The organism is Streptomyces sp. NPDC093149, from assembly GCF_044754145.1.
In the GTDB taxonomy this organism is placed as follows: domain Bacteria; phylum Actinomycetota; class Actinomycetes; order Streptomycetales; family Streptomycetaceae; genus Streptomyces.
This window is the reverse complement of the sequence record NZ_JBIVON010000017.1, coordinates 63,512-76,014: the sequence shown is the minus strand read 5'-3', so window position 1 is coordinate 76,014 and position 12,503 is coordinate 63,512. Positions and strand designations below refer to the sequence as shown.

At 71.2% G+C, this 12,503-nt stretch carries 14 protein-coding genes; 11 read left to right on the top strand and 3 right to left on the bottom strand.

The features are described from left to right. Positions 1 to 29 precede the first annotated feature (29 nt). From ACIQCZ_RS34940 to ACIQCZ_RS34915, 6 genes are all read left to right on the top strand, one after another. Entirely contained in the window at positions 30 to 2,096 is a 2,067-nt protein-coding gene (locus ACIQCZ_RS34940) for a SpoIIE family protein phosphatase (RefSeq protein ID WP_402288721.1), read from the top strand. Positions 2,097 to 2,216: 120 nt separating this feature from the next. Further along, entirely contained in the window at positions 2,217 to 3,596 is a 1,380-nt protein-coding gene (locus ACIQCZ_RS34935) for a wax ester/triacylglycerol synthase family O-acyltransferase (protein ID WP_402288719.1), read from the top strand. 144 nt (positions 3,597 to 3,740) lie between these two features. Beyond that, positions 3,741 to 4,730 carry an aldo/keto reductase gene (locus tag ACIQCZ_RS34930; protein WP_402288716.1) on the top strand — a complete coding sequence of 330 codons (990 nt, stop codon included), beginning with the start codon at positions 3,741 to 3,743 and terminating at the stop codon, positions 4,728 to 4,730. A gap of 1 nt (position 4,731) precedes the next feature. After that, the gene (locus ACIQCZ_RS34925) at positions 4,732 to 5,043 is read left to right on the top strand and encodes an L-rhamnose mutarotase (RefSeq protein ID WP_376209492.1); all 312 of its coding nucleotides are present in this window, start codon (positions 4,732 to 4,734) and stop codon (positions 5,041 to 5,043) included. Between the two features lies 1 nt (position 5,044). After that, complete coding sequence (locus tag ACIQCZ_RS34920) at positions 5,045 to 5,899, top strand: amidohydrolase family protein (RefSeq protein ID WP_402288713.1); 855 nt, start codon at positions 5,045 to 5,047, stop codon at positions 5,897 to 5,899. 36 nt (positions 5,900 to 5,935) lie between these two features. After that, the gene (locus ACIQCZ_RS34915) at positions 5,936 to 6,241 is read left to right on the top strand and encodes a DNA-formamidopyrimidine glycosylase family protein (protein WP_402288710.1); all 306 of its coding nucleotides are present in this window, start codon (positions 5,936 to 5,938) and stop codon (positions 6,239 to 6,241) included. A gap of 284 nt (positions 6,242 to 6,525) precedes the next feature. Here ACIQCZ_RS34915 and ACIQCZ_RS34910 read toward each other — a convergent pair whose 3' ends face one another. Further along, on the bottom strand, positions 6,526 to 7,020 hold the full coding sequence (locus ACIQCZ_RS34910) for an NUDIX hydrolase (protein WP_402288708.1): 495 nt from the start codon (positions 7,018 to 7,020) through the stop codon (positions 6,526 to 6,528). Positions 7,021 to 7,217: 197 nt separating this feature from the next. Here ACIQCZ_RS34910 and ACIQCZ_RS34905 point away from each other — a divergent pair, with 197 nt between their 5' ends. From ACIQCZ_RS34905 to ACIQCZ_RS34890, 4 genes are all read left to right on the top strand, one after another. Further along, on the top strand, positions 7,218 to 7,970 hold the full coding sequence (locus ACIQCZ_RS34905; protein ID WP_402288706.1) for a LytR/AlgR family response regulator transcription factor: 753 nt from the start codon (positions 7,218 to 7,220) through the stop codon (positions 7,968 to 7,970). 65 nt (positions 7,971 to 8,035) lie between these two features. Further along, positions 8,036 to 8,398 (top strand): hypothetical protein, encoded by a 363-nt coding sequence (locus ACIQCZ_RS34900; RefSeq protein ID WP_361444668.1) that lies wholly within the window; start codon positions 8,036 to 8,038, stop codon positions 8,396 to 8,398. Further along, positions 8,395 to 9,876 (top strand): cation acetate symporter, encoded by a 1,482-nt coding sequence (locus ACIQCZ_RS34895; protein WP_376270831.1) that lies wholly within the window; start codon positions 8,395 to 8,397, stop codon positions 9,874 to 9,876. Before ACIQCZ_RS34900 ends, ACIQCZ_RS34895 begins: the two co-directional genes overlap by 4 nt. Further along, the gene (locus ACIQCZ_RS34890) at positions 9,873 to 11,093 is read left to right on the top strand and encodes a sensor histidine kinase (protein WP_402288702.1); all 1,221 of its coding nucleotides are present in this window, start codon (positions 9,873 to 9,875) and stop codon (positions 11,091 to 11,093) included. Before ACIQCZ_RS34895 ends, ACIQCZ_RS34890 begins: the two co-directional genes overlap by 4 nt. Before the next feature lie 19 nt (positions 11,094 to 11,112). Here the strand turns inward: ACIQCZ_RS34890 and ACIQCZ_RS34885 are convergent, their stop codons facing one another. Then, positions 11,113 to 11,631, bottom strand: a complete 519-nt coding sequence (locus ACIQCZ_RS34885; RefSeq protein WP_402288699.1) for a hypothetical protein — start codon at positions 11,629 to 11,631, stop codon at positions 11,113 to 11,115. A 125-nt stretch (positions 11,632 to 11,756) separates the two neighbouring features. Between ACIQCZ_RS34885 and ACIQCZ_RS34880 the strand changes: the two genes are divergently transcribed. After that, on the top strand, positions 11,757 to 11,954 hold the full coding sequence (locus ACIQCZ_RS34880) for a zf-HC2 domain-containing protein (protein WP_402288697.1): 198 nt from the start codon (positions 11,757 to 11,759) through the stop codon (positions 11,952 to 11,954). Here ACIQCZ_RS34880 and ACIQCZ_RS34875 read toward each other — a convergent pair. Continuing rightward, complete coding sequence (locus tag ACIQCZ_RS34875; protein ID WP_402288694.1) at positions 11,888 to 12,457, bottom strand: sigma-70 family RNA polymerase sigma factor; 570 nt, start codon at positions 12,455 to 12,457, stop codon at positions 11,888 to 11,890. The two genes, ACIQCZ_RS34880 and ACIQCZ_RS34875, sit on opposite strands and share 67 nt — an antisense overlap. Positions 12,458 to 12,503: the final 46 nt, after the last annotated feature.

Below are 12,503 nucleotides of genomic sequence, written 5' to 3'. Positions count from 1 at the left end.
ATCGGACAAATAATGGCAAAGTTGCCCACATGGATGATCGGGTAGCGGGTGCCCTGTCACTCCCGGACGACTGGCCCGCCCACCCGGATCTCAGTCTCGCCCTGAACCGTATGGGCAGCTTCGACTGGGATCTCGACAGTGGCCTCATGCACATGGACCGGCCCGCACTCGACGTGTTCGATCTGCGGGCCGAGGAGTACGACGGCCGACCGGAGTCGCTCGGCCCGCGGGTGCCGCCGGACGAGGGTGTGCGACTCGACGCCATGGTCGCGCAGGCACTCAAGAGCGGGCAGCGCAACTACGGCGCGTACTTCAGGATCCTGAGGCGCGACGGCACGCTGCGCTGGACGTACACCCAGGCCTTCGTCCGGCGCGACGGTACCGGCCGGCCCGTTCGCATCATCGGCATCGTCCGCGACGCCACCCAGGAGCTCGCCGACTCGACCGCCCGCCGCGAACTGGACGCGGAGCGGCGGCGCCGCACCAGCCTGGTGGAGGGCACCACGGCCGCACTGGCCCACGCCCGGACGGTCCGGGACGTCATCGAGGTGCTGAAGAACTCTCAGGGCCTGGCGCATCTCGGCGCGACCAGCCTGGTCGTGGGGCTGATCGAGTCCGGGCGCATCCATCTCGTGGCGGACGGCCCGGAGGGCTCGTTCGTCCCCGGCACCCGCTACACCCGGACGGACGAGCCGTACCCGATGAGCGAAGTGGTCCGAACGCTCATGCCCCGCTTCATCGAGTCCGCCACGGATTTCGCCACCTCGTACCCCATCCTCTGGCCCCACATCAGCCACCTCGGCATCACGTCCGCCGCCTATCTGCCACTGATCGCCCAGGCCAGGCCCATCGGCGCGATCGGACTGCTCTACAGCGACAAGGGCGGCTTCACCGGTGACGAGCGCAATCTCCTGGTCGCGCTCGGCAGCTCCATCGCCCAGAGCCTGCAGCGGGCCATGCTGTACGAGCAGGAGCACGATCTCGCCGAAGGTCTCCAGCAGGCCATGCTGCCGCGCCGGATTCCCGAGGTGCCCGGCGCGCAGGTCGCCGTGCGGTACCGATCGGCCCGGCTGGGCCGGGACATCGGAGGCGACTGGTACGACGTCATCCCACTGCCCGGCGGCCGGGTCGGGGCCGTCATCGGGGACGTTCAGGGCCATGACACGCACGCCGCGGCCGTCATGGGGCAGCTCCGTATCGTGCTGCGCGCGTACGCCGCCGAGGGGCACAGCCCCGCCACGGTGGTGGCCAGGGCCTCCGTCTTCCTCCATGAGCTGGACACCGACCGCTTCGCGACCTGCACCTACGCCGAGGTCGACCTGACGACCGGAGTGGTGCAGCTGGTCCGGGCCGGCCACGTCGATCCGCTGATGCGCGACACCGACGGCAGCTGCCGCAGACTGCCTGCGGAGGGCGGGCTGCCGCTGGGCCTCTCCGCCGAGTTCGGACGGCTCGAATACCCGGTCAGCACCGTCGAGCTGGACCCCGGTCAGGCGTTGGTGCTGTTCACCGACGGTCTGGTGGAGCTGCCCGGCGCCGACCTCGACGAGGGCATGCAACTGCTCACGTCCATGGTGCGCGACGGCCCGCACGATCTGCAGAAGCTGGCCGACAAGCTCTGCGAAGAGGTCGACGAGCGCGGCGGGGAGGACGATGTGGCGGTCCTGCTGCTGGGCCGCAAGGCCGCTCACGCGCCCCAGCCGGGCGGCCGTCTCCAGCAGCATGTCGCCCAGGGCGACCCGGAGGCGCTGAGCTCCGCACGGCACATGATCAGGGCGGCCGTACGCGCCTGGGGCGCCAAGGCGCGGGCCGACGAGGTCGAGCTGGCCGCCGACGAGCTGATCACCAATGCGCTGATGCACACCGACGGCGGCGCCATCGTCACGATCCGGGTGCTGACCGGGCCCGAGCGCCGCCTGCGGATCGATGTCGAGGACCGCTCCAGCGCGCTGCCCCGGCGCCGGGACGCGGGCGAGGCCGGGGTGTCCGGACGGGGGCTGATGCTGGTGGACCGGCTGGCGGACCTCTGGGGCGTGGAATCGCGCGGCAGCGGCAAGAGCGTCTGGTGTGAATTCGTCATTCCGGAACGTGCATGACGACAGCGCCGAGCATTACCCGACATTAACAGAAAGTAACATGTCTGTGCTTGACCGTAACCGATCGCAAGCGATTGACTGCGACTCCGGCAGTCCCTCTTTCGATGACATGAGGATCCGTTGGGCACTGAGCTACTGGCACCCCTCGATCTGGCCTTCTGGCACCTCGAATCCGATGCCCACCCGATGCATCTCGGCGCGCTCGCCGTGTTCGCCCCGGCTCCCGGCCCGGCGCGCGGCGCGAACGTCTCGGAACTGCTGGGCAGCCGCGCCGCCGCGATTCCCCGGCTGCGGATGCGCGTCAGGGACGTGCTGCTGCCGGTCGGTGGCGCGGCCTGGTTCGTGGACAAGGACTTCGATGTGCGCCGGCACATCGAGCGGGTACGCCTGACCGGCGTGGAGTCGCGGGACGACGACGGATTCATGGCCGGCGCCACCCGGCTCGCCGGCGAGCTGATGGAGCGGCCGCTCGAACGGGGCCTGCCTCCCTGGCAGATGTATCTGGTCGAGGGCGCGGACGACGGGCCCTTCGCCGTACTCGTCAAGCTCCACCACGCGCTCGCCGACGGGATGCGCGCCGTCGCCATCGGCGCCGGGATCTTCGACGAGATCGCCCCGCTGGCCGGCCGAGCCCGCGGTGCCGTCTCCCCCCGTCGGTCGCGCGCGGTCCCGCCCCGCTCCTGGATGCCCGGCCCCCGTCAGGTGGCCGGTCTCGCGCTGGGCCGGATCGAGGATCTCGGGCGGGCGTTCGGGGTCGGCGCCTCCATGGTCAGGGCGAGCCGACTGGATCTGCGCGGAGCGCCCGCACTCACCGCGAGCTCCAGCGGTACCCGGCGGCTGGCCACCGCGGATCTGGATCTCGCCGCCGTACAGCGCATCCGGCGGGCCGCCGGGGGGACGACCAACGACGTCCTGCTCGCGGTCGTGGCCGGGGCGCTGCGCCGCTGGATGCTGGAGCGCGGCGAAGCGCTGCCTCCCGAGGACCCGCGCGCCCTGGTGCCGGTCTCCCGTCGGCGGCCGGGCCAGCCCGCCGCGACCGGGAACAAGCTCTCCGCGTATCTGCTCGGACTCCCCGTCTCCGAGCCCGATCCCTGGAAACGGCTCCGAACCGTCCGCACCGCCATGGACCGGAACAAGGCCGCGGGCCCCTTCCGCGGCGCCGGCGCGGTCGCCGTGCTCGCTGATCAGTTGCCCTCACTGGCCCATCGGTTCGGCGCGCCGATCGCCGGGAACGCGGCCAGGATGCTCTTCGACGTCCTGGTCACCAGCGTGCCCCTGCCGCGCTCGGCCCTCTCGCTCGGCGGCTGTCCGCTGCGCGCCGTCTATCCGATGGCGCCGCTGGCGCGCGGTCAGTCCCTGGCCGTCGCCCTGTCCACGTACGGCGGCCGGGTGCAGGTCGGACTGGTGGCCGACGGCAAGGCGCTGCCCGATCTGGACCGGCTTGCGGGCTGTGCCCACGACGAGGTGGCGCACCTGCTCACGCTGCTGCCGCCCCCCTGACGGGCTGTCCTCGATCGGCCATAGGTCGGACAGATTTCCGAGAAAAAGCCGCAGCTCATGATGTCCGAGGTGTTGACGCGCCCAAGTGATCCGATGAATATTCGCTCTGTGCAGGAAGCGATCATCGGGGAGGGCGGCGGAAGCATGCGGCGCAACAGACTGGGAAGCAGCACGGTCGACGTCACCGAACTGTCCTTCGGGGCGGCCGCCATCGGCAACCTCTTCAGCGCCGTCGACCCCGCGCAGGCCGCGGCCGCCGTCGACGCCGCGTGGGACGAGGGCATCCGCTACTTCGACACCGCGCCGCACTACGGACTCGGACTCTCCGAGCGACGGCTCGGCGAGGCCCTGCGCGGCAGGCCCCGCGACTCCTACGTGCTGTCCACCAAGGTGGGACGGGTGCTCGACCCGCTGCCCGCCGACGGCGCCCCGGAGAACGTGTCCGACGGGCTCTCCGAGGGCTTCGCCGTACGGGCCACCCACCGCCGCCGCTGGGACTTCAGCGCGGACGGCGTGCGCCGCAGCATCGAGGACAGTCTGGAGCGGCTGGGCCTCGACCGGATCGACATCGCGTATCTGCACGACCCGGACGACCACGCGGAGACCGCGTTCAACGAGGCCTATCCGCAACTGGAGGAACTGCGCGCACAAGGTGTCGTCGGCGCCATCGGCGCCGGAATGAACCAGACCGCGATGCTCACCCGCTTCCTGCGCGACACCGACGTCGACGTCGTGCTCTGCGCGGGCCGCTACACGCTCCTCGACCAGTCCGCCCTGACCGAACTGCTGCCCGAGGCGGCCGCCCGCGGTCGCAGCGTCGTCGTCGGCGGCGTCTTCAACTCCGGGCTGCTCGCCGACCCGCGCCCCGGTGCCACGTACGACTACACGGCCGCACCCCTCACCCTGCTGGACCGGGCCCTGCGCATGAAGGCCGTCACCGAGGGCCACGGCGTCCCACTGCGGGCCGCCGCGCTCCACTACCCGCTCGCACACCCGGCCGTCGCCGGAGTGCTCGTCGGCACCCGTTCCCCGGACGAGGTGCGCGACGCCGCCGCCCTGCTCCGCCAGGAGATCCCGGACGAACTCTGGGACGACCTGCGCGCCGAGGGCCTGCTGACCGAGGACGGACACTGACATGAGGATCGCCCTGCACACCAAGGTCCGTGCCGACCGCGTCGAGGAGTACGAGGCCGCCCACCGCGAGGTCCCCGCCGAGCTGACCGCCGCGATCCGGGCGGCGGGCGCCACCTCCTGGACGATCTGGCGCAGCGGCACCGATCTCTTCCACGTCATCGACTGCGAGGACTACGCCGCACTCCTCGCCGAGCTGGAGAAACTCCCCGTCAACGTCGCCTGGCAGGCCAGGATGGCCGAGCTCCTCGACGTGGCGCACGACTACTCGTCGGACGGTGCCGAAGCCGGGCTGCCGGTCGCCTGGGAGCTGTGACATGACCGGTCAGGAACGGATCGTCGACGCCCATCATCATGTCTGGGACCTGTCGGTGCGCGACCAGGAATGGATCACCGGCGACGAACTCGCCCCGATCCGGCGCAGCTTCACCCTCGCCGAACTGGAGCCCGAGGCCCGCGCCGCGGGGGTGTACGCCACCGTCCTCGTCCAGACCGTCACCGTGCCCGGGGAGACCCCCGAATTCCTCGCCCTCGCCCATGACAGCGACCTGGTCGCGGGCGTCGTCGGCTGGTGCGACCTCACGGCACCGGACGTAGCGGACACCCTCGCCGCCCTGCGCGAACTTCCCGGGGGCGACCGGCTCGTCGGCATCCGCCACCAGGTCCAGGGCGAACCCGACCCCAAGTGGCTGCTGCGCCACGACGTCCGGCGCGGACTGCGCGCCGTCGCCGACGCGGGGCTCGTCTACGACCTCGTCGTCCAGGCCCACCAGCTGCCCGCCACCGTCGAGGCCGCCGCTCTGCTGCCCGAGCTGACCTTCGTGCTCGACCATGCCGGCAAGCCGCCCGTGGCGGCCGGTGAACTGCGTCCCTGGGCCGACGACCTGCGAGCGCTCGCCGCCCGGCCCAACACCGTGTGCAAGCTCTCCGGCCTGGTCACCGAGGCCGATGTGCGCTCCTGGACCGTGAACGACCTGCGCCCGTACGCCGACACCGTCCTGGACGCCTTCGGGCCGGGCCGGACGATGTTCGGCTCGGACTGGCCGGTGTGCCGGCTCGCCGCGACGTACGAGGAGGTCGTCGACACGGCACGCACTCTGATCGGCGCCCTCACCGAGGCCGAGCGGCGCCTCGTCCTCGCCACCACGGCGGAGCACGTGTACGGCATCTGACAGGCGTCCGGCCCATGATTCCGGCAGTCTGGAACCATGCCCGAACTGCCGGAAGTCGAAGCCCTGCGGGTCTTCCTCGACGACCACCTGGTCGGCAGGGTGATCGACCGGGTCCTGCCGCTCGACGTGAGCGCCCTCAAGACGTACGACCCACCGCTCACCGCACTGCACGGCGGCACGGTCACGGACATCGCCCGGCACGGGAAGTTCCTGGACTGTCCCGTCTGCGGGGACACCGTGCGCGAGGTCTCGTTCAGCGACTCCTCGTTGCAGTACTGCCCGACCTGCCAGACCGGAGGCAGGAGACTGGCCGACCGCCGCCTGTCCAGACTGCTCAAGTAAGACCGACCGGCACATGGGGGGTGGGAGAAGGAGCGGGGCTGGGTGCGTGCGTCTGCAAGGCGGAGGAGGGAGGCAACGCGGAGCGTTGTTGACCGACGACAACGCCGCGGATGTGCGTGCCCGGCCCCGCGACGCCGCCCCCATTTGCCGGTCGGTCTGAGGGCTGTCCCGTGATCCGCGGCGGGCACGCGACGACAGCTACGGCACCTCGCCGCGTTGTCGTGTCGCCCCGGCGCGAGGAGCGTGTGATGCGCCGGTCGGTCACGGACAACGGAGCGTCTGATTCATAGGCCGAGCCGGATCGGCACAGCCGGAACACCAGCGGTGATCAACGCCGTCAAGGGAGTCGCGAGGTCGCGTGGGGAGAACAGGTCGGCACCGTCATAGGAAGCGATCTCGTGCGGGTGCCACCATTTCATACCGCTGATGTTCTCCGCGGCGAGCCGGTCGTCGGACAGGGTTCCGCGCGGCGTGAATGCGACAGTGCGTACGAGGAAGTAGTCGTTGATGACGCCGTCGTAGCCCTCGGCATACCCGGGGGCCGCGACTTCCTGGTGCCAGACGTGCGGAGGATCGGTCGGGACGGCAAGGCCGACCTCTTCCCGCAGTTCGCGGCTCAGCGCCGCAAGCGGTGTCTCGCCCGGCTCGATTCCTCCGCCGGGAGTCGCCCACACCACTGTTCCTGCCGGCTCCGGAAAGGCGAACCGGCAGAGGAGGATTCGCTTGTCCTCGTCGAGGACGATCGCGCGGACTGAATGACGCAGGTTCACAGACGACATCCGGACACGCTAACGGCTGTCCCGTAACCTCTGGCGGGCGCGCGACGACAACTACGGCACCTCGCCGCGTTGTCGAAAACATCCGCATACATCCAGTATGCGGATGTCCCTCCGTCTTGCGATGCACCGCATCCGTACGGAAAGAAGCGGTGGATCGCGAGGTCCCATACCCCCCGGCACGTCCTAAACTCCGCCCCATGCTGCGCGTACTCGCCGTCGACGACGAAGAACCCGCCCTGGAGGAACTCCTCTACCTCCTGCGCGCCGATCCCCGCATCCGCAGCGCAGAGGGCGCCACCGGGGCCACCGAGGCGCTGCGCCGGATCGGCAGCGCCGTCGAGGCGGGACCCGAGGACCCGTCCGCGATCGACGTGGTCTTCCTCGACATCCACATGGCCGGGCTCACCGGCCTCGACGTCGCCCAGTTGCTGGCCGGATTCGCCGCGCCCCCTCTGATCGTCTTCGTCACCGCGCACGAGGGCTTCGCCGTCCACGCCTTCGACCTCAAGGCCGTCGACTACGTCCTCAAGCCGGTACGCCGCGAACGCCTCGCCGAGGCGGTCCGCCGGGTCGCCGAACAGGTCGGCGGCCGCTCCGCACCCGTGCTCGACACCGCCAACGACCAGATACCGGTGGAGCTCGGCGGCGTGATCCGGTTCATCCCGATCGACGACATCGCCTACGCCGAGGCCCAGGGCGACTACGCCCGGCTGCACACCGACAGCGGCAGCCACCTCGTCCGGGTCCCCCTCACCACGCTGGAGGAGCGCTGGCGCGCGCGCGGATTCGTACGCATCCACCGCCGCCATCTCGTCGCGCTGGGCCGGATCGACGAACTCCGCCTCGACGCGGGCAGCATGAGCGTGCGCATCGGCACCGCGGAACTCGCCGTGAGCCGTCGCCACACCCGGGCGCTGCGCGATCTGCTGATGCGTCAGACCGGCCGCTGACCAGGACCTACCCCGGCTCGCAGGCTCTTCCCACCGGGGTCCGGTGCTGCGTACACTCCGAGCCCATGTCCGCAGAGCCTGCGCCCCGGCGCGAAGTGGTGACGGGGGAGCCCCGGCGGGTCCGGCCGCTGCCCCGCTACCGCACCCAGTCGGAGATCGACGAGCAGACCGCGCTCGGCGGCGCGTACGTACGTTCACTGATGCGCGGCCAGTTGCGCGCCGGACTCACCGCCTTCACCGTCCTCGCCGTGGTCGTCGGTACGCTGCCGCTGGTCTTCGAGGCCCTGCACAGCGCCGCGCTCGTCTGGGCGGTCCTCGGATTCGCCGCCTATCCACCGCTGACCCTGACCGCCTGGTGGTACGTGCGGCGTGCCGAGCGCAACGAACGCGACTTCGCCAGGCTCGTGGAAGGCCGCTCCGCACAGTGAGCCGCACGTACGCGGTGGCGGCCGTCGCCGTGGTCGTGGCCGCGACCGTCCTCGTCGGCGGTTTCGGGCTGCGCATCTCCCGCACCACCTCCGACTTCTACGTCGCCTCGCGCACCGTGCGGCCCCGGCTCAACGCCGCGGCGATCAGCGGCGAATACCTCTCCGCCGCCTCCTTCCTCGGCATCGCCGGCCTGGTGCTCGTGCACGGCCCGGACATGCTCTGGTACCCGGTCGGATACACCGCGGGCTATCTCGTACTGCTGGTCTTCGTCGCCGCGCCGCTGCGCCGCTCGGGGGCCTACACCCTGCCCGACTTCGCCGAGGGGCGGCTGGAGTCGCGACAGGTGCGCCGACTGGTGAGCGTCTTCGTCGTGGCGGCGGGCTGGCTGTACCTCGTACCGCAGCTCCAGGGCGCGGGACTGACGCTCAAGATCCTGACCGGCGCGCCCGGCTGGCTCGGCGACGTGCTCGTGGCGTCCGTGGTCGTCCTCGCCGTCGCCGCGGGCGGCATGCGCTCCATCACCTTCGTACAGGTCTTCCAGTACTGGCTGAAACTCACCGCACTCCTCGTCCCCGCGATCTTCCTCGTGCTCGCCTGGCAGGGAGACGGGCAGCCCCGGGTCACGTTCGACGAGCAGCTCTCCGTCTTCCGCGCCGACCATCCCCTGTACGCCACCTACGGGCTGATCGTCGCGACGTTCCTCGGCACCATGGGGCTGCCGCACGTCGTCGTGCGCTTCTACACCAGCCCCAACGGCCGCGACGCCCGCCGCACCACGGTCGCCGTCCTCGCGCTCGTCGGCGTGTTCTATCTGCTGCCACCGGTCTACGGCGCCCTGGGCAGGCTGTACGCCCCCGAACTGATCCACGGCGGGGACGCGGACGCCGCGGTGCTGCTGCTGCCCGAGCGGGTCATCGGCGGCCTCGGCGGCGATCTGCTCGGCGCGCTCATCGCGGGCGGTGCCTTCGCGGCGTTCCTGTCGACAGCCTCCGGCCTCACGATGGCCGTCGCCGGGGTCATCACCCAGGACGTGCTTCCCTCGCGTGGGGTACGTCACTTCCGGCTGGCCACCGTTCTCGCCGTATGCGTGCCGCTGGCCGGATCGCTGATGGTCAGCCGGGTGCCGGTGGCCGACTCGGTGGTCATGGCGTTCGCCGTCTCCGCGTCCTCCTTCTGCCCGCTCCTGGTCCTCGGCATCTGGTGGCGGCGGCTCACCCCGCCCGGAGCGATCGCCGGACTGCTCCTCGGCGGCGGCTCCGCGTTCCTGTCCGTCGCCATCACGGTCAGCGGCGCCGTACGCCCGCCGGGCTGGCCGCACGCCCTGCTCGCCTGGCCCGCCGTCTGGTCGGTGCCGGTCGGCTTCCTCGCCATGGTCCTGGTCTCCCTCGCCACACCCGGCCGCATACCTCCCGGCACCAACGCCGCCATGACCCGCTTCCACCTGCCGGAAGCGCTGACCTCCGGGAGACACCGATGACCGGGGCCGGATACGCCGTGCTCGTCCTCCTGCTGCTGGGCGCGGGCTTCCTGCTCGGCCGCCGCACCGCCCGCCCCGTCCGCACCAGCGACGTCGGAACCCCCGTCGAGCACGCCACCTTCGAGACCCTGCACACGGCCTCGCTCGCCGCGCCGCCCCTGCGTGCCGGACTCACCGAGGAGAGCGCCCGCAAATCCGCCCGCAGGCTCCGCTCCCTGCTCGGCACCGACGCCCTCTGCCTCACCGACCGCGACCGGGTGCTGGTCTGGGACGGGGAGGGCGAACACCACGGCCGGCACGTCATGGACCAGGTGCGCGGCCTCCTCGCCAGCGGCCGGGACACCGCATTCCACAGTGATTGCGACGACCTGGACTGCCCGCTGCGCTGGGCCGTCGCCGTACCGCTCACCGTCGACCACCGGGTGCTCGGCACACTCATCGCCTACGCACCACGCGAATCCGCGGTGCTGGCGAGAGCGGCCGGGGAGGTGGCCCGCTGGGTCTGCGTACAGCTGGAACTGGCCGAGCTCGACCGCTCCCGCACCCAGCTCATCGAGGCCGAGATCAGGGCGCTGCGGGCCCAGATCTCCCCGCACTTCATCTTCAACTCGCTCGCCGCCATCGCCTCGTTCGTCCGGACCGACCCCGAGCGGGCCCGCGAACTCCTGCTGGAGTTCGCCGACTTCACGCGCTACTCGTTCCGCAGGCACGGCGACTTCACCACCCTCGCCGACGAACTGCACTCCATCGACCAGTACTTGGCACTGGTGAGGGCCCGCTTCGGCGAACGGCTCGCGGTCACCCTCCAGGTCGCCCCCGAGGTGCTGCCCGTCGCCCTGCCCTTCCTCTGTCTCCAGCCCCTGGTCGAGAACGCGGTCAAGCACGGCCTCGAAGGAGCGGTCAGCCCTCCCCGGCCCCTCGCCTCCGGCCGAGCGGGGGAGACCCCCATCCGGATCACCATCAGCGCACTCGACGCCGGGTCCGAGGCCGAAGTCGTCATCGAGGACGACGGCGCGGGAATGGACCCGGAACGCCTGCGGCACATCCTGCGCGGCGAGGGCGGCCACTCCACCGGGATCGGCCTTCTGAACGTCGACGAAAGACTGCGTCAGGTGTACGGGGACGACTACGGACTCGTCATCGAGACGGGCCTCGGGGCAGGGATGAGGATCACGGTTCGGCTGCCCAAGTACCGTGCGGGGGTGCACGGTTCCTGATCACCGGGTGAGGAGGCGTTCAGTGCAGATGGATCGCCAGATGCCCCAGCGGCAGCCCCAGTTGCCAGGCGGGCGTCCACACCTGGGCCGACTCGTCCGCGTCCGGCTCGTCGCCCACGGGTTCCCACGGCGGCGGACCGATCGCGTCGAGGTCGGCCGCCAGCAGTTCGGTCTCCTCCAGCCACCGCCAGGCCGCGCGGGCCAGCGCCAGATCGGGGTCCGCATTGCCGGCCCCGGGCCCGGCGGGCTCCTCCGGCGCGTCGAGCCGCTCACAGACCCAGCCGCGCCAGGCCGCCCCGTACGCGGTCAGCAGCCGCAGCTCGTCCATCCGGGCCGCGGGCAGGGCGTCGGCCGCACCGTCGTCGGAGAGGAAGATGGTGAGGGCGAGCGCATCGCGACCCGCGCGGTACTCCAGCGTGGACGGCTCCATCAGATCGCCGGTCCGCAGCAGCTCATCCGCCATGTACTCGGCGTACATCCAGGCCATCGGGACCAGCAGCCCGCCCCCACTGGTTCCATCCTGACGTTCCGGGCGCATCCCGTCTCGCCTCTTTCTCTTCTCGGCACCGGGCTTCACGGAGCATTGAACCGGGGGAGCGCGCCCCGCGTGGCCAGAAAGACAGGATCCGTCACGACCGGACCCGTCCACGACACGAGGATGCGATGACCGCCGATCCCGGGGAGGGCCCGCACGTGCCGCAGTTGCTCGGCGCCTACGTCCTCGATGCGCTCACGGCCGACGAGACCCGTACGGTCTCCCGTCATCTGCAGTCGTGCGACCGCTGCGCCGCCGACTACGTGGAGGTCGCGGAGGCCGCGTCGCTGCTCGCGCTGCTGAGCGTGGACGACCTGCTGGAGTAGCCCGGCAGGTTGCGGGAGAGCTGCCGCAGCGCGTAGTAGGACCGGGACTTGACGGTGCCCGCAGGAACACCCAGGACCCGGGCCGTCTCGCCCACGCTGAGGCCGCGGAAATATATCTGGACGAGGACGGCACGGTGTTCCGGACTGAGGGTGCGCACCGCGTCGCGCACGTCGAGGGCCGAGACCGTGGACTCGGTGGCGTCCTCCTCGCCCGCGGCGGTCTCCAGCACGACGTCGCCCACCTCGGTGGGCCGGGCCTGCCTCGACCGGCGCGCATCGATCGCCAGGCGCCGCGCGACGGTGAAGAGCCAGGGCCGCATCGAGTCGTACGGAGCGTCGAAGGCCTCCGGATGCTGCCAGGCCCGCACCAGCGTCTCCTGGAGCAGATCCTCGGCCCGCTGCCGGTCGCCGAAGGTCAGCCCGAGCAGAAAGTGGAACAGGGCGGGGCCGTGTTCCCGCTGGACATCCGCGAGGGCCCGCTCATCGGTCGTCGTGGTGGTCATCGTGAACGCCCTTCCCCGTGGTGGCCCCTGCCGTTTCGCTGCCGAT

Coding starts and splice junctions, on each gene's coding strand:
- ACIQCZ_RS34940 (WP_402288721.1), top strand. CDS start 30: ATGGATGATCGGGTAGCGGGTGCCCTGTCACTCCCGGACGACTGGCCC.
- ACIQCZ_RS34930 (WP_402288716.1), top strand. CDS start 3,741: ATGCGGCGCAACAGACTGGGAAGCAGCACGGTCGACGTCACCGAACTG.
- ACIQCZ_RS34925 (WP_376209492.1), top strand. CDS start 4,732: ATGAGGATCGCCCTGCACACCAAGGTCCGTGCCGACCGCGTCGAGGAG.
- ACIQCZ_RS34920 (WP_402288713.1), top strand. CDS start 5,045: ATGACCGGTCAGGAACGGATCGTCGACGCCCATCATCATGTCTGGGAC.
- ACIQCZ_RS34915 (WP_402288710.1), top strand. CDS start 5,936: ATGCCCGAACTGCCGGAAGTCGAAGCCCTGCGGGTCTTCCTCGACGAC.
- ACIQCZ_RS34910 (WP_402288708.1), bottom strand. CDS start 7,020: ATGTCGTCTGTGAACCTGCGTCATTCAGTCCGCGCGATCGTCCTCGAC.
- ACIQCZ_RS34905 (WP_402288706.1), top strand. CDS start 7,218: ATGCTGCGCGTACTCGCCGTCGACGACGAAGAACCCGCCCTGGAGGAA.
- ACIQCZ_RS34900 (WP_361444668.1), top strand. CDS start 8,036: ATGTCCGCAGAGCCTGCGCCCCGGCGCGAAGTGGTGACGGGGGAGCCC.
- ACIQCZ_RS34890 (WP_402288702.1), top strand. CDS start 9,873: ATGACCGGGGCCGGATACGCCGTGCTCGTCCTCCTGCTGCTGGGCGCG.
- ACIQCZ_RS34885 (WP_402288699.1), bottom strand. CDS start 11,631: ATGCGCCCGGAACGTCAGGATGGAACCAGTGGGGGCGGGCTGCTGGTC.
- ACIQCZ_RS34880 (WP_402288697.1), top strand. CDS start 11,757: ATGACCGCCGATCCCGGGGAGGGCCCGCACGTGCCGCAGTTGCTCGGC.
- ACIQCZ_RS34875 (WP_402288694.1), bottom strand. CDS start 12,457: ATGACCACCACGACGACCGATGAGCGGGCCCTCGCGGATGTCCAGCGG.